The 19,111-nt window shown below is 67.7% G+C and carries 15 protein-coding genes; 5 read left to right on the top strand and 10 right to left on the bottom strand.

The window, feature by feature from the left end; translation table 11 throughout:
• Positions 1–781 precede the first annotated feature (781 nt).
• The 9 genes from CHC09_RS43375 to rpmH all read right to left on the bottom strand — a co-directional run bounded on the left by CHC09_RS43375 (position 782) and on the right by rpmH (position 10,427).
• Complete coding sequence (locus tag CHC09_RS43375; protein WP_089299112.1) at positions 782–1,768, bottom strand: hypothetical protein; 987 nt, start codon at positions 1,766–1,768, stop codon at positions 782–784.
• 2,538 nt (positions 1,769–4,306) lie between these two features.
• Entirely contained in the window at positions 4,307–5,359 is a 1,053-nt protein-coding gene (locus CHC09_RS43365) for a ParB/RepB/Spo0J family partition protein (protein WP_089299108.1), read from the bottom strand.
• On the bottom strand, positions 5,356–6,567 hold the full coding sequence (locus CHC09_RS43360) for an AAA family ATPase (protein WP_373872033.1): 1,212 nt from the start codon (positions 6,565–6,567) through the stop codon (positions 5,356–5,358). The genes CHC09_RS43365 and CHC09_RS43360 overlap by 4 nt, the downstream gene beginning before the upstream one ends.
• A 342-nt stretch (positions 6,568–6,909) precedes the next feature.
• Positions 6,910–7,905: a 16S rRNA (guanine(527)-N(7))-methyltransferase RsmG gene (gene rsmG / locus CHC09_RS43355; protein ID WP_143232924.1), complete on the bottom strand. Its 996-nt coding sequence runs from the start codon at positions 7,903–7,905 to the stop codon at positions 6,910–6,912.
• 1 nt (position 7,906) lies between these two features.
• On the bottom strand, positions 7,907–8,476 hold the full coding sequence (locus tag CHC09_RS43350) for a Jag family protein (RefSeq protein WP_373872031.1): 570 nt from the start codon (positions 8,474–8,476) through the stop codon (positions 7,907–7,909).
• Between the two features lie 136 nt (positions 8,477–8,612).
• Positions 8,613–9,641 carry a membrane protein insertase YidC gene (gene yidC / locus CHC09_RS43345; protein WP_089299105.1) on the bottom strand — a complete coding sequence of 343 codons (1,029 nt, stop codon included), beginning with the start codon at positions 9,639–9,641 and terminating at the stop codon, positions 8,613–8,615.
• 1 nt (position 9,642) lies between these two features.
• Complete coding sequence (yidD, locus tag CHC09_RS43340) at positions 9,643–9,900, bottom strand: membrane protein insertion efficiency factor YidD (protein WP_089299104.1); 258 nt, start codon at positions 9,898–9,900, stop codon at positions 9,643–9,645.
• Positions 9,897–10,253 carry a ribonuclease P protein component gene (rnpA, locus tag CHC09_RS43335; protein ID WP_089299103.1) on the bottom strand — a complete coding sequence of 119 codons (357 nt, stop codon included), beginning with the start codon at positions 10,251–10,253 and terminating at the stop codon, positions 9,897–9,899. The genes yidD and rnpA overlap by 4 nt, the downstream gene beginning before the upstream one ends.
• Positions 10,254–10,289: 36 nt before the next feature.
• Positions 10,290–10,427 carry a 50S ribosomal protein L34 gene (rpmH, locus tag CHC09_RS43330; RefSeq protein ID WP_014448226.1) on the bottom strand — a complete coding sequence of 46 codons (138 nt, stop codon included), beginning with the start codon at positions 10,425–10,427 and terminating at the stop codon, positions 10,290–10,292.
• 587 nt (positions 10,428–11,014) lie between these two features.
• On the opposite strand from rpmH, the gene dnaA reads away from it, so the two are divergent.
• The 5 genes from dnaA to CHC09_RS43305 all read left to right on the top strand — a co-directional run bounded on the left by dnaA (position 11,015) and on the right by CHC09_RS43305 (position 18,254).
• Positions 11,015–12,856, top strand: a complete 1,842-nt coding sequence (gene dnaA / locus CHC09_RS43325; RefSeq protein WP_373872032.1) for a chromosomal replication initiator protein DnaA — start codon at positions 11,015–11,017, stop codon at positions 12,854–12,856.
• 1,298 nt (positions 12,857–14,154) lie between these two features.
• Positions 14,155–15,288, top strand: coding sequence for a DNA polymerase III subunit beta (gene dnaN, locus CHC09_RS43320; RefSeq protein WP_089299102.1), 1,134 nt, complete (start codon positions 14,155–14,157; stop codon positions 15,286–15,288).
• 39 nt (positions 15,289–15,327) lie between these two features.
• The gene (gnd, locus tag CHC09_RS43315; RefSeq protein ID WP_089299101.1) at positions 15,328–16,200 is read left to right on the top strand and encodes a phosphogluconate dehydrogenase (NAD(+)-dependent, decarboxylating); all 873 of its coding nucleotides are present in this window, start codon (positions 15,328–15,330) and stop codon (positions 16,198–16,200) included.
• Positions 16,201–16,203: 3 nt separating this feature from the next.
• Entirely contained in the window at positions 16,204–17,334 is a 1,131-nt protein-coding gene (gene recF, locus CHC09_RS43310; RefSeq protein ID WP_089299100.1) for a DNA replication/repair protein RecF, read from the top strand.
• 272 nt (positions 17,335–17,606) lie between these two features.
• Positions 17,607–18,254 (top strand): DciA family protein, encoded by a 648-nt coding sequence (locus CHC09_RS43305; protein ID WP_089299099.1) that lies wholly within the window; start codon positions 17,607–17,609, stop codon positions 18,252–18,254.
• 63 nt (positions 18,255–18,317) lie between these two features.
• On the opposite strand, the gene CHC09_RS43300 is transcribed toward CHC09_RS43305, so the two are convergent.
• Positions 18,318–18,884: a hypothetical protein gene (locus CHC09_RS43300; protein ID WP_089299098.1), complete on the bottom strand. Its 567-nt coding sequence runs from the start codon at positions 18,882–18,884 to the stop codon at positions 18,318–18,320.
• Between the last annotated feature and the right edge of the window lie 227 nt (positions 18,885–19,111).

The following is a 19,111-nucleotide window of genomic DNA, read 5'->3' as shown; positions in this document are numbered from 1 at the left end:
CTCCTTCGTGATCTTCAATCAATCCGAAGGATCTGCGATGGCCGCCTCCGTTCACTCGGAAAACCAGGTCGTACACCACTTCGGTGGACGTGACCACCGACTTCTCGGCCCTGTGCCTGGCAACCTCTCGCCGCCGGCAGACTTCTCGGCTCTCGCCTCAGCCGAACTCGCGCCCAGCCAACCTCTCGCGTGCACCCCGGTCGACTGTGTCCCCGCGCGCTGGCCGGCCCCTCGCCTCCCGACCGACTTCTCGGTCCTGTGCCTGGCAACCTCTCGCCGCCGGCCGACTTCTCGGCCCACGCCCCACGGCCCACGCCTCAGTCGAAGTCGTACCTCCAACTAACCTGTCGCCCCTCACCCACGACCGATCTGTCGCCCCGGCTAACCTCCCGCTCTCGCCCCGGTCGACCCCTCGCCCCAGGCCAAGACCTCCCGGCTCACCTCAGTCGACTTACTCTCGGAGCCTCGGCTGGCCCCCTCGCCTCTGCCTGACTTTCTCTCCTCGCGCGCGGCCGTCGATCAGGAGCTAAAACGGGCACGGCTCCTAGGAGCCGTGCCCGTTACCAATCCAGCGCCTTGCGACCTCCGATCGCCCGGCCTCGGCTAACCCCTCAAGCCTTGGCCTCGAACCACGGTCTAAGGAACGGGCACAGCTTCGAGAAGCTGTGCCCGTTTGCCTTTCAGTACCTTGCGGTCTCATCCGCCGCGGCGTTCTGTCGCTGTGAAGCGGGCGCTGATTTCGGCGGCCGTTTCACGTGAAACATGGAGCGGCGGATAGGGCCTAGGGCTCTATGTTTCCGGCACCAGCAGCCGCGCCCCCGGCGCCGGTGCTGAGTACGCCCGTACCGACGAATCCGCCAGCTGCCGTTCCAGCCCCTGCGGTCCCAGCTCCCGCGGTCCCAGCTCCCGCGGTCCCAGCTCCCGCGGTCCCAGCTCCCGCGGTCCTAGCTCCCGCGGTCCCAGGCCCCGCAGTTCCAGACCCCGCAGATCCAGACCCCGCAGATCCAATCCCTGCCGCTTCAGACCTTCCTGCTCCAGAACCTACGGTTCCAAACCCTGCCGCAGCAGCGCCTGCCGTTCCAAAGCCTCCCGGGGCAGAGCCCGCCGAGGTGGCGCCTCCCGGGGAAAAGCCTGCTGCGTTGCGGGCTGTCCCCAACGATGCATCGCGAGACGGTGCGACTCCCAGCCCGGAGGTCTCAGATCCTGGCACGATCTCTTCGATGTCGGCCGGGCCCGCCTGTGTCACGAGACCTCTTGCCGAATTCGGCTGTCCGGGAACGCCGCCGGCTGTGGGGGAGTCGTCATGCCGCGCCCAAGAATCAGCCGGACCTCCGGCTGTCTGGACGTCGCCCAACGTTGCGGGGCGGCGTTCCTCTTCAGCGCCGGTCGTCGGAACGTTCAAGGTGCCCGACGACTCCCACTCGATGTGCGCCGGCTCCGCGATGGCCGTGCCGCCGAAGTCGGCCAGCCAGGCAGCGACGAGCGCGAGGTTCTCCCGCCACCGCTGCTCGGGGATGACCGGCAGTATGTCGTCCCACAGCGAGAGGAAGGTCCCGCGGAGCTGAAGCCGGCCATAGGGCCTCGCAAGAAACCACATGTGTAGGTGCGCGGAACCGTCTCCCCACCGGTTGACATGGACACGAGCCACGCCGTCGAGTGACCGGATCGCACGTTCCAGCCGGACCGTCATCACGCCAAGCTCGGCCGCGAGGAGATTGGGAAGGTCGCCCAGGTCCAGATGTGATCGGCACTCCAGGATCAAAACCATCGGCAGGCCGGTGGGCCGATCCATCGCCCGAACTCGCCAGCGCTCCGAGACCCAGATGTACGCGTCATCGGGCGTCCCGCAGGCCACGCACTCGGAGCCGTCCTCACCGCTCCGTGGGGGCTCAACCTCCACCGGCGGGGCGAGCTTCTTGACTCGCATGTCCCCCTCGAACGGGAACGACGGCCAGCGGGTGAAGTCGGGCATGGGGGCGGTGTTCTCAGACACGACGTGACCTTAGCCCAGGTCAGGACGGGCTGTCCCGGGTCAATTTCGCACGATCGGGGGGATGTTCCTAATGAGTCAGCGCCGGGTCAAATCCGGGGATCTTCGCACCCTTCACGCTTCGACAATTGTCAGCGCAGGTACCCCGGTGCACAGGACGCGTAGTTATCCACAGAAGTTATCCACAGCCCCTCCTGTTTCACGTGAAACACGACGTAGAACGCTTGCAAGCCCTGTGGATAGCGCCGTGGACAACTCTCGCCGCATCGGCGTCGTTTCACGTGAAACGGGTCGCACTGGTTGTCCAACCGGCTCAACACACAGCCTGTGGATAGTGGGCCCGACCCATGTGTCGGCGGCCACACTCGACCGGCTCGATCAGTGACGGTTACCCCCTCTGCTGCTGGCCGCGGTCTCCTCGCGCCTACGTCTGGCGCGCCTCGATTCCCCAGGCCCCCGCCTCTGCCCAGCGCCTCTCCGACCCCACCGGCCGCTCCCTCTCCACTCGCCCCTTCCCCGCCGCTTCCGCTCTCTGCCCGCCCCTTCCGTATCTGGTCGTTGCTTCCCCTTTCCGCCTTCGCTCTCCAAAGCCGCCGCCAATTCTCATCACCCTCGCCGGACGCTCCCCGTCTCCGCCTTCTGCTTCCCCTGTCGGCTCTCGGACTCGTCTCTGCCCTCGGCTCTCGGATTCCGACTCCTAGCTCTCCGACTCAGCCCGCCGCTTCCCCCTGACCCCCCGGGCCCACCGCTTTCCTCCGGCCCCGCCGCTTCCCCCCGCCCCCCCGGACCCCCCGGACCCCCCGGACCCCCCGGGCCCGCCGATTCCCCCGGGCCCGCCGATTCCCCTGGACCCCCGGGCCCACCGCTTCCCCTGGGCCGCCGATTCCCCTGGACCCCCGGGCCCACCGCTTTCCCTGGGCCGCCGATCTCCCCCCGGGGCCGCCGCTTCCTCCCAGGCCGCTGCTTCCTCTTCTCTCCGTCCTCGGCTCTCCAGACGGCAGCAGGCACGGATCGGCGCCGGTATCACGGTCGAAGGTTCTGCCAATTCCCCATCACCGCCGCTGGGCCTCCCTGTCTCCGTTCCCGACGCCTGCCGCCTCCCCGGCTCAAGCCCTGGACTCCCCGCCGACCCCTGGATTCCCCATGCCCGCCTGTCTGGCCTCGCTCCAGGTTCTGCGCCCGCGACGCAGGGGTCCGGCGCTCGCCCCTCAAGCCAGCAACCGTCAAGCCGGCGTTTCACGTGAAACGGCAAAGGGGGTCGCGCAACTCGGGGATCCCGCCACCGTCAGGCTCCATTGGGCGCCCCGATGCCCGGAGATCGCTAACGGCGAACGCTCACCACAGAAAGCAAGGCTGGTCGCGATGCGCAAAGCAGGGAAGACGATCGCAATGGCCTTAACAAGTCTCGGGCTGCTATGCCATCGGAGGGGAGGGTCAGGCCAGGGCCAACAACGAATCTGCCACAGCAAGGCCAAAAAGGTCGTCGCGAGCCACAGCGAAGACGAGCGCAGTCGCGCGATGGAGGCAGGGGCGTCGCAGCGCCGCAGCAAGGAGGGGTGCGCGCCGCCGTAGGACGGCACGGCTGCAACGGAACACAGCGACTACGAAAGGCCACCACGCCACGAGGAGGCCGAGACGTCGCGGCACCACAGCACGAAGAAGGCGCCGCGCCGCCGGAAGACGGCACGGTTCCAACGGAACACAGCAACAACGAAAGGCCACCGCACTACGAGGCGGCAGAGCCGTCGCGGCACCACAGCGAGAAGGGGGTGCGCGCCGCCGTAGGACGGCACGGTTCCAACGGAGCACAGCAACAACGGAAGGCCACCGCACTACGAGGAGGCAGAGCCCGTCGCTGTGCCACAGCACGAAGAAGGCGCCGCGCCACCGGAAGACGGCACGGTTGCAACGGAACACAGCAACGACGAAAAGCCACCACGCCATGAGGAGGCAGAGACGTCGGAGCGCCACGGCACGGAAGAGCGCCGCGCCGCCGTAAAGACGGACGGCTCTAGCCACCACAGCGAGGGATAGGTGCCACGGCAGAGAGAGGCCGTAACGCACTACAGCAATGAGGTCGTGACGCACCAGAGTGAGGAGCGGCCCCATAACGCATCACAGCAGGGGGAGCGGTCATGGCGCTGCACGGACCGCGAGTGCGCTCGGGCACCCCTCAACGCCCGAATTCGGGCTTCTGAAAGGCCGCTGGGCCGACTTTCCCGCTCCTACGAAACCCCAGGAGAATGGCTCTCACAGAACCTGAAAACGAGAAAAGCGCGCATTCAGAACGCGCGCTCCTCCTTGCCAAACGGGGATCTACTCCTCTGTATCGGAGCGCGCCCCCTCCTCTTCAACACCGATCATGCCCACGATCCGCTCCAAGTCGTCCACGGTCGCGAACTCGATCGTGATCTTGCCTTTGTTCCGGCCGATGTCGACCTTCACCCGAGTGTCGAACCGATCGGACAGCCGCTCGGCGAGATCATTCAGCGCCGGCGCGTGCACCTTCGCTCGCCGAGCCGGGGCTGCCTTCTTGGTCGGCCCCTCCTGCTGCGCCACCTGAACGATCTCCTCGGTGGCCCGAACGGAGAGCCCTTCCCGCACGATCCGCCCGGCGAGTTCCTCCTGCGCCTCCGCACCGTCCAACCCGAGCAGTGCCCGAGCATGCCCCGCGGAAAGCACTCCCGCCGCGACCCGCCGCTGCACCGGCGCAGGCAGATTCATCAGCCGAATGGTGTTGGAGATCTGCGGCCGACTGCGACCTATCCGCCGAGCCAGTTCCTCATGCGAAACCCGGAACTCTTCCAGCAACTGCGAATACGCCGCCGCCTCTTCCAGCGGGTTGAGGTTCGCCCGGTGAATGTTCTCCAGCAGCGCGTCCCGCAGCATGGCATCATCCGGCGTGTTACGGACGATCGCAGGGATGCTCTCCATCCCGACGGCCTGGGCCGCACGCCACCGGCGTTCACCCATGACCAGCTCGTACCGGCCGTCACCGAGGTCCCGCACGACGATCGGCTGAAGGAAGCCGACCTCCTGGATCGAGGTCTTGAGCTCCTCGAGCGCCTCCTCGTCGAAGACATGTCGCGGCTGCTTCGCGTTCGGCTCGATCGAGGAGACGGGCAGCTCGGCGAAGTGCGCTCCAGGAACCGGTGCGAGCTCGTTCTCCATGACGGGTGCCTGCACCGGTACCGGCACGGCCGGAGCTAGCGGCGATGCGGGTGGGCTATCGGGTACAACGGCGACCGCCCCGGCGGGAACTGCCGACGCGGTGGCTTCCGACCCGTTCTCCGCCGGCTCGGCCGCAGGCGCCGTGGGGATCAGCGCGCCGAGGCCTCTACCCAAGCCTCCCCGCGGACGGTTCTTCATGCCGTGCCTCCCGTGTTGACCCCGCGCACCGCGATCTCCAGAGCCGCCTCAAAGTAGCTAGTTGCGCCTCTTGATCCCGGATCGTAGGTCATCACCGACTGGCCGTAGCTCGGAGCCTCGGACACTCGCACGTTCCGGGGGATCACCGCGTTCAGAACCTTGGTTCCGAAGTGGTTCCGGACATCCTGCTCCACCGCGTCGGCCAGGCGGGTACGTCGGTCGTACATGGTGAGCAGGATGGTGGAGACGTCCAACGTCGGGTTCAGATGCTGCCGGACCAGGTTGATGTTGTTGATCAGCTGGTTCAGGCCCTCAAGCGCGTAGTACTCGCACTGGATCGGAATCAGGACCTCCTGCGCCGCGCAGAGTGCGTTGACCGTCAACAGGCCGAGCGACGGCGGGCAGTCGATGAAAACGTAGTCGAACTTCTCCGGATGACCGGCGATCGCTCGGGCCAGCCGTGACTCGCGAGCCACCACCGACACCAACTCGATCTCGGCACCGGCCAGGTCGATCGTGGCCGGCACGCAGAACAGGTTCGGAATGCCCTCGACGCCCTGGGCGACCTCGGCCAGCGGCACGTTGTCGATCAGGCAGTCATAGACATCCGGAACGCCGGCATGGTGCGGCACGCTGAGACCGGTGGACGCATTACCCTGCGGGTCCAGGTCGACCACCAGTACCCGGTTGCCGTGAAGCGCGAGCGCCACCGCCAGATTCACGGTGGTCGTCGTCTTCCCGACGCCGCCCTTCTGGTTGGCGACGCAAATCACCCGAGAGTGGTCCGGACGCGGCATCATGATCTCGCCGCTCGGGTTGAGGATCTGCACAGCTCGCAACGCTTCCATGGCTAAGGGCGGATCGTCCTCAATTCGACCCGGCGTTTCACGTGAAACATGCTCGTCAGGCTCAACAGACGCACCAGAAGAGGCGGACCCGGAGGCTGGCGAGGCAGAAGTGGGCGCGACGGACACCTGGCCCACCGCGGGAGGGCCAGACCTCGGTGCCGGGGCGGGGGCGTGTGGGTCCTCCGGCTGGTGCGGCGTACCGGCGCCGTACCCGTAGGTTGCCCCGGAAGCTGTCGGGTAGTAGCCGCTGGGCCGTGGCTGAGGAACGCCCTGCCCACCGGCGTGGAGTCCACCCGCGCTTACTGCCGACGGTCGGTCGAGAGGCGACTCGGTTTCACGTGAAACACCGTACTCATGCACCGCTTTATCCCTGTTGGCTAGGAACGGGTCGGCCGGCGAAACGAGTGTCCCGGCGGGAGAGATCCGGTCCACACTATCGACGCTTGGCCAGCCTACGGCCGACAGGCGAGCGTCGCCACGTCCGTGCACAGGATGAGTCGAGCGCAACGTCGCATTCTCGTTCATGGCCGCTTCGGCAAAAGGCGTTATGCCCGGCACACGCCGCAAACTGCCGCCCTGCTCAGGTGGTTCCAATGGGTCCGGACCGCCTTTCGGCTCAGCCGCCGCGCGGGGCTGCTCCATCCGTACGGTAGGAGGGTGCGCCCTGCGCGCAGTTCGCTTCCTCGCACCCCGCCGACCCATCTAACCCCTCCGCTTGTTCCCCCGTCCGCCGCCGCGGCCCTCACCGGCCGCCCGGCCGCCGGACCCACCAGCCCGGCCACTCTGCCCGTACCGCCCACCACCGCCGCTCTGCCTGGAGCGGCCCGCAGCGTTACCAGCGCTGCCCCGAACCGAGCCATCCGCGGCGGCACCGCTGGAACGACGGCTGGATCCGCCACTGCGGCCCCGACCGACCTCCACCTCCCGCTCCTTGACGATCTCCACCACCGTCGCCGGCGGGTCGATCAGCCCGACCCCGCACAACCGGATCTGCGGCTCCCCGCCACCGATCCGCTCGATCGCGGCCCTGTGCTCACCGATCTCCTCGTCCGCCGACGCCCCCTTGAGTGCCAGCAGCCTGCCCCCGACTCGCGCCAACGGCAGACACCAACCCGCCAGTCGATCCAGGGCGGCCACCGCTCGCGCCGTAACGATGTCCGCACCGGCCACCTGCTCGATGACTTCTTCGGCTCGCCCCCGCACAACCGTGACGTTGTCCAGGCCGAGCTCGTCGACTGCCTCGGTCAGAAAGGCGGTACGCCGAGCGAGCGGCTCGACCAGCGTGATGTCGAGATCCGGCCGGGCCACTGCCAGCACGATACCGGGCAAACCAGCACCAGAACCGACGTCCACGACAGATGCCCCGATAGGGAATAATTCGGCCATTACCCCGCAGTTGACGAGGTGTCTCTCCCAGAGTCGAGGCGTCTCCCGTGGCCCGATCAAGCCGCGTACAACACCGTCGGTCGCCAGCAACTGAGCGAACCGACCCGCCAGCGCCAACCGATCACCGAACACCTCGACCGCCGCGGCGGTCACCTCGGCCGGCGGCTGCCGAACATCAACCACTGAAAAATCACCTATGGAGGAGGAGGGATCGAACCCGGACGGACTCGAAGAAGCGGCGGGGAAAGACGACGGCCCGGGCGTTGTGACGCCCGGGCCGAGGTCACCCGCGCCGAAGCGTGGGTCAGTCATCTCACTCCGCCGTACGAACCACGATGCGCCGGGCCGGCTCCACGCCCTCGGACTCGCTCTGCACGCCCGGGATGGCATTCACGACGTCGTGCACGCACTTGCGCTCGAAGGCCGACATCGGCTCCAGCCGAACCGGCTCACCGTGCTCCTTGACCTTCTCAACGGCGTTCCGCGCCACCGCGGCCAGCTCCTTGCGCCGGGCCGCCCGGTAGCCGCCGATGTCCAACAGCAGTCGGCTCGGCGATCCGGTGGCCCGGAAGATCGCCAGCCGGGTCAGCTCCTGCAACGCCTCGAGGGTGGCACCACGCTGACCGACCAGCGGCTGCAGCCGGCCACCGACGACCTCGACCATCGGACGGCCGGCGGAGACCAGCTCGTCGATGTCACCGTCGTAGTCGAGGATGTCCAGGAGACCCTCGACGTAGTCCGCAGCGATCTCGCTCTGCCGGAACAGGTCGCTGTCCGACGCGACGCTCTCCGACTTCTTGGCTTCCGGAGCAGCCGTCTCCTCAGCGGGTTCCGAGACCGGAGCAGAGGAGTCGGAAGCGGGGGGAGTACTGGTGTCGGTCACGGTTTCATCTCCGTTGTCATTCGGCCGGACCAAGATCGGTCCGCTGTTTCCCACGCCGCCCGGCATGCGTACAGGTCGTGGGGAGGTCTGTAGCAAGGGGAGCGCGCGGGGCCGGCATGCCGGCCCCGCGCCGCGATCATCCCTTGGGTTTGTTCGCCGGTCGGGCGCCCTTCTTCGGATTCACCGGTTTGGCGCCGGGCTTCGGAGCGAGCGCCCGAGTGTCGACAACCGGGTTGACGGGCTCCTCGACGGCGTTCTTGCGGCCGAACAGGCCGCCGCTGCGGCCCGGCTGCACCGGGTTCTTCGGGTCGTTGCCACGCGAAGAAGAACTCGGGCGCGCGCTCGAACCGGTCTTGGCGCCGGCCATCTGCGGCGGCGGGAACTTACGCAGCACCCACTGCTGCTGGGCCAGGGTGAACAGGTTGTTCGTCACCCAGTAGATGACCACACCGATCGGGAACAGCGAGCCGGAGATCAGCAGCGAGAACGGGATGCCGTAGAGCATCAGTCGCTGCACCATCTTCTGCTGCGGGTCCTCCGCCCAGCCGGTCTTGAGGATCATCTGGCGGCTGGTCAGGAACGTCGTGCCCATCATGACCAGGATCAGGACGCCGGCCAGGATCTTAACCGTGGTCCCGTTCGCGTTCATGGCGGCCAGCTCAGCGTCGGTCGAGCCGAACTTGGCACTGATCGGCACGTTGAACAGGCGCGCCGCGGACGCGCTGTTGAACTGCTCGAGCGTCCAGCCATAGATCGTCTTGTAACGTTCCGGCAAGTTCGGGTCCAGGTGCCGCAACACGTGGAACAGGCCGAGGAAGACCGGGATCTGCAGGAGCATCGGAAGGCAACCCATCAGCGGGTTCGCCTTCTCCGTCCGGTACAGCTCCATCATTTCTTTCTGGAGCGTCTCCCGGTCACCCTTGTGCTTCTCCTGAAGGGCCTTCACCTTGGGCTGCAGTGCCTGCATCGCCCGCTGGCTCTTGATCTGCTTGACGAAGACCGGGAACAGGATGACGCGCAGCGTCACCACCAGAAAGAAGATCGAGAGAACCCAGGCCCAGTTCGTGCCGAGCACCCGGTCTTCGGGAATCCCGATCGCGTCCCAGAGGGAATGCCAGCGAAGGAGGATCCACGAAATGGCGTAGTAGATCCAGTCGAGACTCAATCTAAGCTCCAGTCACATCGGCAGGACGGTGACGGATCGGGTCAGGGACCGGGTCGTACCCGCCAGGGTGGAAGGGATGACAACGCAGGAGCCGCCAGATCGCCAGGCCCGTCCCTCGCAACGCGCCGTGCCGCGCCAGGGCCTCCTGGGCGTACGCGCTGCACGAGGGATAGAACCGACAGCGTGCCGGCAGCGCCGGACTCAAGTATCGACGGTACGCGACGACAGCCGCGGTCAGGAGCCGGGCGGCCAGGCTCATCGGGGCCGCCGGGGACGACGAGCGGACGCGAGCGCGCCCGTGAGGTCGGTGGCGAGATCCGCGTACCCCGCCTCGGCGGCCGGCGGCAACGCCCGTACCACCAGCGAAGCACCCGGCGGAAGGTCGATGAGCAGGGGCCGGACCAGGTGACGCAGTCGGCGCCGGACCTTGTTCCGCACCACCGCGTTGCCAACGGCTTTGGATACGACGAAGCCGGCGCGCGCCGTGGAGGCGTGCGCCGGCTCCTCGATAAGCAGGTGAACGACCAGAGTTCCGCGACCGGCTCGACGGCCACCGCGGATCGCCGCGGCGAAGTCCGCGCTACGCCGCAGTCGTTGCGTCGCGGCCAGCACGACTACCTGGACATTCCGACCCGACTAAGCGCCGACTCAGGCCGACAGCTTGTCGCGGCCCTTGGTACGGCGGGCGGAAAGGATGGCACGGCCGGCACGGGTGCGCATGCGCAGCCGGAAGCCGTGGGTCTTGGCGCGCCGGCGGTTGTTCGGCTGGTAGGTGCGCTTGCTCACGTCAGAACTCCGTCTTCAACTACGTCAGGGGGCATCCGCTGCAAGACGCCACTTTATCAGAGCGCGGCGGAGCAACCGCATAACCCTACGCAGGGCTGTTGCAGCGGTCAACCATATCCTGGGTCGGCACGCCGACATGCACGAACCTCCGAGCGGCCAGCAGGTCTTTCCACGCACAAAGTGAATCTTTTCCTGCGAACGAGCAGGGGATGGTCGGGACAGCGGTTGTAGTCCCCCCACAAGCGCTGTTAGCGTGCGCGGTTGCTGGTCTTACCCGGTCGTTCGCATACCGCGAGGCAGCGGCCAAAACCGGACAAGCAGGTGGATCGTTCGCCAAGGTGAGCCTGTTTTAAGCCCGCGCCGCTACAGGCTCCGGTGAATCTGCCGACCATCCGGCCGGGAGCGCCATCGGCACCACCACGGGTTGTGGATAACCTGTGGATAGCCGGTGGCGCCGTGCGTGTTCAGCGCGTTAACTGTGCTGGGTTGGGGGAGCCGATCGGTTGCCTGCACTGGCGCCGACAGGCACAGGGGAAGGCCGGACACAAGGTCCACCGGGGGTCGGTGGCGATGGGGGTGGCGCGGCGGTGGCCGATCAGGTCGACCTGGGCATGCTGTGGCAGGACACGCTCAGCGAACTGTCCGAGGAGATCGCTTCGCGGCAGCAGCGTGCCTATCTCCGGTTCACCCGGTTGCGGGCGATAGTCGAGGACACCGCGCTGCTGTCGGTTCCGGACGCGTACACCCGCGACGTGATCGAGCTGCGGCTGCGACCGGCGATCACCGAGGCGCTCACCCGGCGGCTGAACCGGCCGATCCAGGTGGCCGTCACCGTCCGCCCGCCCGAGGACGGCACCGGCATGCCCGGCACGGTCTACGGCACCCCGGTCGAGACGGACACCGAGCCGGCTCCCCGCGAGGCGCCGCCCATGCACTACGCCGAGCCACCACGCAGCCCGGATCCACAGCATTACCAGCCGGAGCTGCCCCCCTACCCGGCCGAGTCGCCATACCAGCCGCCGGCTTTCGGACCGCCGGACCGCGCGCCCGAGCCGTACCCCACCGGCTCCGCGCAGCACTCCGCGCCGGCCTCGCCGTACATCCGCAGCGTGCCCACCGCCCGGGACGGCCAGGAGGCGCTCTTCGCCGACCCGATGCCGCCCGCGCCGCAGACCGCCCACGCCCCGGAGAAGCACCCCGAGCGTGAGCTTCCCCCGGCACCGAACGAGCCCGCCGCTCTCCGGATGCCCGCTGACCCGGCACAGCTGCGCGAGAACCAGCGCCATCCGGACAACCGCCGCGACGACCAGATGCCGATGCGCGCCGGCGACAACGGTCCCGGCCGCGCCCCGATCGACCTGCGCGGCCCCGGCGCGTCGCCGCGTCCCGGCGGTAACGACGGGAATCGGCTCAACCCGAAGTACATGTTCGAGACATTCGTCATCGGCTCGTCCAACCGTTTCGCGCACGCCGCGTCGGTCGCGGTGGCCGAGTCACCGGCGAAGGCGTACAACCCGCTGTTCATCTACGGCAGCTCCGGGCTGGGCAAGACCCACCTCCTGCACGCCATCGGCCATTACGCAACCACCCTCGGGCATGCACGCTCCGTGCGCTATGTCTCGACCGAGGAATTCACCAACGATTTCATCAACAGCCTGCGGGACGACAAGACGCAGGCGTTCCAGCGTCGCTACCGGGACGTCGACATCCTGCTGATCGACGACATCCAGTTCCTGGAGAACCGGGAGCGGACGCAGGAGGAGTTCTTCCACACCTTCAACACGCTGCACAACGCGAACAAGCAGATCGTGATCAGCTCCGACCGCTCGCCGCGGCAGCTGGCCACTCTGGAAGACCGGATGCGTACCCGCTTCGAATGGGGTCTGCTCGCCGACATCCAGCCGCCGGACCTCGAGACGCGAATCGCCATCCTGCAGAAGAAGGCCGCGCAGGAGCGCATGTACGCCCCCGACGACGTACTGGAGTTCATCGCGTCCCGGGTCTCCAACTCGATCCGCGAGCTCGAGGGTGCCCTCATCCGGGTGACCGCGTTCGCCAGTCTCACCCGTTCCCCGGTCCAATTGTCACTGGCCGAGGAGGTCCTGCGCGACTTCATGCCGGACGGTGCGGGCCCGGAGATCACCGCGGACCAGATCATGGTCTCCACCGCGGACTACTTCGGCGTCTCCCTGGAGGACCTGCGCGGCCACTCCCGCAGCCGGGTGCTGGTCAACGCACGTCAGGTCGCCATGTACCTGTGCCGCGAACTGACCGATCTCTCCCTGCCCCGGATCGGACAGGCCTTCGGCGGCCGCGACCACACCACGGTCATGCACGCCGACCGCAAGATCCGTCAACACATGGCCGAACGCCGCTCGCTGTACAACCAGATCGCCGAGCTCACCAACAGGATCAAACAGAACTCCTGATCCGGTACGACCTGAGCCCGGTCCAACCGCAACGCCGCCAGCCCGTCGCGCATCCCGCCGGCGGGCTGAAGCGTTTCCCCGCCTCGAACGGCCTCGGATCCTGGGTAGCGCGTTCACCGTCTCCACCGCGCATCGAGGGTCGCCGTCCTGGAGCATCGCGCCCGGCACGGAACCTCCGCCCGGGCGGCCGGCCCGATCCGAGATCGCAACGGGATCCAGAGCGCCGACATGTGCGGATTCGAGTTACCCACAGGAACACGCGGTTACCCACAGGCAGGTGACAACGGGGCTGAACTGGGGCAACGCGGGATCCACACGTTTATCCACCGGTTTTACACGGGGTTTTCCACAGAGTTACCCCCAGATCGGCCGGTGACCTGCATAAATTGGCTCACTTCGATGCCAACTTTTGAGGGCGGCCGAGGCAAAGTTGTCAACGTCGGAACGGGTCTGTTTCGTGCCAACGTTATCCACACTCATCCACAGGCATCCACAGGCGTTCTCCCCAGTCGGTGGACAACGCTCGGCCCGTACTCCACAGATGTGGACTGACCCTGGGGAAATCGATGTGGACAGACACGGAGAGTTAGCGATTAGTCAGCTGCCTGTGGATGAATGTGGATTACCTGTTGAAGGTTCTGGGGATGACGAGTCGGTACCGTCCCAGTGCTGTCCACAGGTCAGGTGACCAACCCGGTGGATTACCGGTGGATAGCCGGTGGATAACCGTGGACAACGGGCCGCGCAGCCGGTGGTTGTGGACACAGACCCCAGGTTGTACCCGGGTTTCCCACATGTGGCTCACCGGTGGATAACGCTGTCACCTGCGAAAACGCTGGTTTTCCACAGTTTGCACAGGCCCTATGAAGACGACTAGATATTTCTCTAAGAGAGAAAAAGAAATAGTAGGGCTGTGGAAGTTCGGCAGGTCCCGGTTCTCGGCTCGAAGAGAAGCCAGCACCGAGAGGTACCGGTGCCCTGCTTCCGGAGCACTGCGGCCTCGCTCCGGTGAAGTGGTGTGGACGCACCCTCCGGAGTCGATGGAGAGTTGGCACCTACAGAAGCCGGTACCTCGGTGGGCCGGATCCCGGGGCGTCCAGCCCTCAGTCGGAAGATCGTCAACTCCGGCGGGGCATCGACATTTCGCTTCCGGGCCGGAGCAAGGCAAGGTAGGTCGGTCGTAAAGGCAAGGCGGGCCCGGCCTCGCGACCCCGGGGTCGGGCACACGTGAACACGGTCAGCGCCATAGAGTTCCAGTGGGCTCCACGCCCCGTAGAGGAAGCATCGCGGAGGACAGCATGAAGTTCCGGGTGGAGCGAGACTCGCTCGCCGACGCCGTGGCCTGGACAGCCAAGAGCCTTCCCAGCCGGCCGTCAGTGCCGGTGCTCGCCGGTGTCCTGCTGCGAGTCACCGACAGCCGGCTGCAGGTCTCCGGGTTCGACTACGAGGTCTCCAGCCAGGTCTCCGTCGAGGTCCAGTCGGACGCGGACGGCGCCGCGCTGGTCTCCGGCCGGTTGCTCGCCGAGATCACCAAGGCGCTGCCCGGCAAGCCGGTCGACATCGCCGCTGTCGGTTCCCACCTGGAGCTGGTCTGTGGCAGCGCGCGTTTCACCCTCCCCACGATGCCGGTGGAGGACTATCCGACCCTGCCGGATATGCCGTCCAGCGCGGGCCTTGTCGACGCCGCTACGTTCGCCTCAGCGGTTTCCCAGGTGGCCATCGCCGCCGGCCGGGACGAGACGCTGCCGATGATGACCGGTGTCCGGATCGAGCTGAACGGCTCGACGATGGCGATGCTCGCCACCGACCGCTACCGGCTGGCCATGCGTGAAATCGAGTGGACCCCGGACGACCCGGAGATCAGCCTGAACGCTCTGGTTCCGGCGAAGACGCTGAACGACACGGCCAAGGCGCTCGGCCCGCTGGGCGGTTCGGTCACGCTGGCCCTGGCGCAGGGCAATGCCGGCGAGGGCATGATCGGTTTCGCCGGTGGCACCCGGCGGACCACCAGCCGCCTGCTCGACGGCGCCAACTACCCGCCGGTCCGTTCGCTCTTCCCGGCCTCGCACAACGCCGAGGCCCGGATCGCCGTCTCCGCACTGGTCGAGGTTGTCCGCCGCGTCGCGCTGGTCGCCGAGCGCACCACTCCGGTGCTGCTCAGCTTCAGCGAGGACGGTCTGGTGGTCGAGGCCGGTACCACCGAGGAGGCGCGCGCCAGCGAGGCGATGGAGGCGTCGTTCACCGGTGAGGCGCTGACGATCGGCTTCAATCCGCAGTACCTGATCGACGGTCTGCAGAACCTCGGAGCCCCGACCGCGGTGTTCTCCTTCGTCGACGCGTTCAAGCCCGCTGTGATCTCGCCCGCGGGCGAAAGCGGCGAAATCATCCCGGGATACCGCTATCTGATCATGCCGATCCGGGTAACGCGCTGATACTGAGCGAGCAACATTCGCACTCCTAGGGGAGAGACGATGCAACTCGGCCTGATCGGTCTCGGTCGAATGGGTGGCAACATGCGGGAACGACTTCGTGCCGCCGGGCATGAAGTCGTCGGATTCGACCAGAATCTGGCTGTCAGTGATGCCAGCAGCCTGGCCGACCTGGCCGAGAAGCTCGCCACGCCTCGGGTGGTCTGGACCATGGTGCCGTCCGGCAAGATCACTGAGGACACCATCGACGCTCTCGCCGAGGTTCTGTCACCCGGCGACGTCATCATCGACGGCGGAAACTCCAAGTTCACCGACGACGCCCCGCGGGCCGAGCGCCTCGCGAAGAAGGGCATCAAGTACATGGACGTCGGTGTCTCCGGCGGCGTCTGGGGCAAGACCAACGGGTACGCCCTGATGGTCGGCGGCGACGCGGAGACGGTGGCGCACTGCATGCCGATCTTCGAGGCGCTCAAGCCGGCCGGTGAGTTCGGGTTCGCGCACGCCGGCGGTCCGGGCGCCGGTCACTACGCCAAGATGGTGCACAACGGCATCGAGTACGGCCTGATGCACGCGTACGCCGAGGGCTACGAGATCCTCGAGGCGTCTGAGCTTGTCGAGAACGTGCCCGCCGTGATCAAGAGCTGGCGGGAGGGCAGCGTTGTCAAGTCGTGGCTGCTCGACCTGCTGGACCGGGCTCTCGACGAGGACCCGAAGCTGGCCGGTCTGAAGGGTTACGCGGACGACACCGGCGAGGGCCGGTGGACGGTCGACGAGGCGGTTCGCCTCGCAGTGCCGGCTCACGTCATCTCCGCGTCGTTGTTCGCCCGGTTCGCCTCGCGGCAGGACGACTCTCCGGCGATGAAGGCCGTCGCCGCGCTGCGCAACCAGTTCGGCGGCCACGCCGTCAAGCGCTGATCCATGCACGTACGCCGGGTCGAGCTCGTCGACTTCCGTTCCTACGAGCGGGTGGCTGTCGATCTCGATCCCGGCGTGTCCGTGCTGGTCGGGCAGAACGGCATGGGCAAGACGAACCTCATCGAGGCACTCGGCTACGTGGCCGCCCTGGACAGTCACCGGGTGGCCACCGACGCCCCACTGGTCCGTTTCGGTGCCGGTTCGGCGGTGATCCGCTGCGCGATCGTCCATGATGGCCGGGAACTGCTGGTCGAGCTGGAGATCGTGCCCGGTAAGGCGAACCGGGCCCGGCTGAACCGATCACCGGTCCGCAGGCCGCGGGAGGTGCTCGGCGCCCTGCGGATGGTGCTCTTCGCGCCGGAGGACCTGGAACTGGTCCGTGGCGATCCGTCCGAGCGCCGTCGTTACCTCGATGATCTGCTGGTCGCCCGGCAGCCGCGGTACGCCGGGGTACGCGCGGACTACGACCGGGTGGTCAAGCAGCGCAACGCGTTGCTGCGGACGGCGTACCTGACCCGCAAGGTGGGCGGGACGCGTGGGCAGGACCTGTCGACGCTGGCCGTTTGGGATCAGCATCTGGCGTACCACGGGGCGGAGCTGCTGGCCGGCCGGCTGGAGCTCGCCGCGGCTCTCGGGCCGCATTTGACCAAGGCGTACGACACGGTGGCGGCGGGGAAGTCGACGGCCTCGATCGCGTACGCGTCCCGCCTCGGCGAAAACGTGACGCCGGACCGGGCAGCCCTGGAGGCGGGGCTGCTGGCAAGCATGCGGGAGCGGCGGCCGGCCGAGATCGAGCGGGGTACGACGCTGGTCGGCCCGCACCGCGACGACCTCGCCCTGTCGCTGGGCGAGCTGCCCGCCAAGGGCTATGCGAGCCACGGCGAGTGCTGGTCGTTCGCGCTGGCCCTGCGTCTCGCGGCGTACGACCTGCTGCGGTCGGACGGGATCGAGCCGGTGCTGGTGCTGGACGATGTCTTCGCCGAGCTGGACGCCGGTCGGCGAGACAGGTTGGCGGCGCTGGTGTCCGATGCGGCCCAGTTGCTGGTCACCTGTGCGGTTCCCGAGGACGTGCCGGCGGCGCTGCGGGGCGCGCGGTTCGACGTGACCAGCGGGTCGGTGATCCGTGCGTCATGATTTCTGCGGAGGGTTCCACAACCTGTGGATAACTGTTGCGGTGATTCGCGAAGAACCGCACGGATTGTTCGACCCGCAACGGCCGACAGCGTCGAGCACGGCTCGCCGATGCGGTCTAGTCGTCGCTCTGCGGCCCTGAGCGTGTCGTGGAGCGGGTGTGGGGCCCGGACGCCGGGTTGGGTGTGGATCGTGGATTCTGCGGGCCCTGGTGAGCTTGTTGACGGGGTGTCGGCCGGTGGCACGAGTGGCGGTTGTCCACAGGAGGTGACGGAATGCCACGTGAGGTGAGCGGGACGGACGACGGGCGACCTGGCTCGCGGCCGTCGCGGGCAGCCGAACCGGCTGCTCCGAGCGGCGATGGCGGCCCTGCGGGACAGTCCGCCGCTTCGGGTGCGGATGGTCCCCTCGCCTCGGAGGCCGGGAAGGCGGGGCCGGAACTGGCGCGGGCGGTCCTGGACGCGGCTCTGGCGAAGCGCCGGGATGCGGCCCGCCAGCCGCGCAGGCGGACCGGCGGCGGAAGCGGCGAGAAGCGGCTCCGCGGCTATTCCGGTCCGGGACCGGATCCGCGTGATCCCCAGCTGTTCGGGACGATGCTGGAGCGTCTGATGAAGGCGCGGGGCTGGGAGCGGCCGAAGGCCGAGGCGACCGTTTTCGGCGCCTGGGAGAAGGTGGTCGGGCCGGACATCGCCGCGCACAGCCGGCCGGTGAAGCTCGAGGCCGGGGTGCTGACCGTCGAGGCGGAGTCCACCGCGTGGGCCACCCAATTGCGGATGCTCACCGCCCGGCTGCTGAAGCAGATCGCCGCTGAGGTCGGGCACAAGGTGGTCACCAAGCTGAACATCCACGGGCCGGCGGCGCCGTCGTGGAACCGCGGCCCACGTCGGGTGCAGGGCCGTGGCCCTCGCGACACCTATGGCTGACCGCGGCGGGTCCGGGAATCTCCGGCCTGGTGTGACCGTGACCGCTCGCGGACGGTGCGAGGATCAGTAGTCCGCGAAGACCGCGAAACCACGATCGGCGCAGCGGCGGTAGAAACCCGCCAGGATCGCCAGTTCGGTACGGGCGAAGCTCCAGTGCGGGGCGTTGCCCGCGTCGTCGCGCAACGCCGTGAGCCGGTGGTCGAGCCAGCGCAACTGCTGGTCGGCCAGGCGCCCACCGGCGATCGCGGTCCGCATCACCTCGGCCACCGTGTCGAAGGTGACCAGGTCACCGAACTTCTCGTGACCCTCGACGAAGCGCTCCAAGCCGCCGGCGATCCACGCGCAGCCGTCCGGGTCGATCACCGGGTCCTCGTCCTCCGCGGCCGCGTCGGTGGCGTAGAGCACGCCCTCGAGGCCGAGCAGCAGGTCGACCAGTTCGGTGTAGGCGGTCGCGCGCACCGTGCCGGTCTTGGCGATGTGCAGCGCCAGTGCCCCGGTGGGCGCGGCGATCTCGGGAGCGTCGGCGATCGCCCCGAAGTCGACGAACTCGGCGGGAGCCACCGGGTCGTAGTACTGGTTCGTCCGCGGCCAGTGCACCGCGACGTTGTCCAGGCCCTTGTCGTGCGCCATCGGGGCAACCCTTTCTCGACCCGACCTCATGGCCGTTCGGCCATGTACGGCCTGTGCGGGCGAGGTTACGACACCAACGCCTGCTGTTGACAGGCAGTGTGGCAGCGGGCGTCGGCCGGGTCCGGCAGGCGCGCCCGGCCCGCAGCGTTTGCCATTCTGCGAGCAAGCTGTTCCGTGTAGGGGGAGACGCGGGAGGCGGGCTAAATCGCGCTACGGATGTCTCAGGC

It is taken from the genome of Actinoplanes regularis, assembly GCF_900188005.1.
In the GTDB taxonomy this organism is placed as follows: domain Bacteria; phylum Actinomycetota; class Actinomycetes; order Mycobacteriales; family Micromonosporaceae; genus Actinoplanes; species Actinoplanes regularis.
This window is presented reverse-complemented; position numbering and strand designations above follow the sequence as displayed.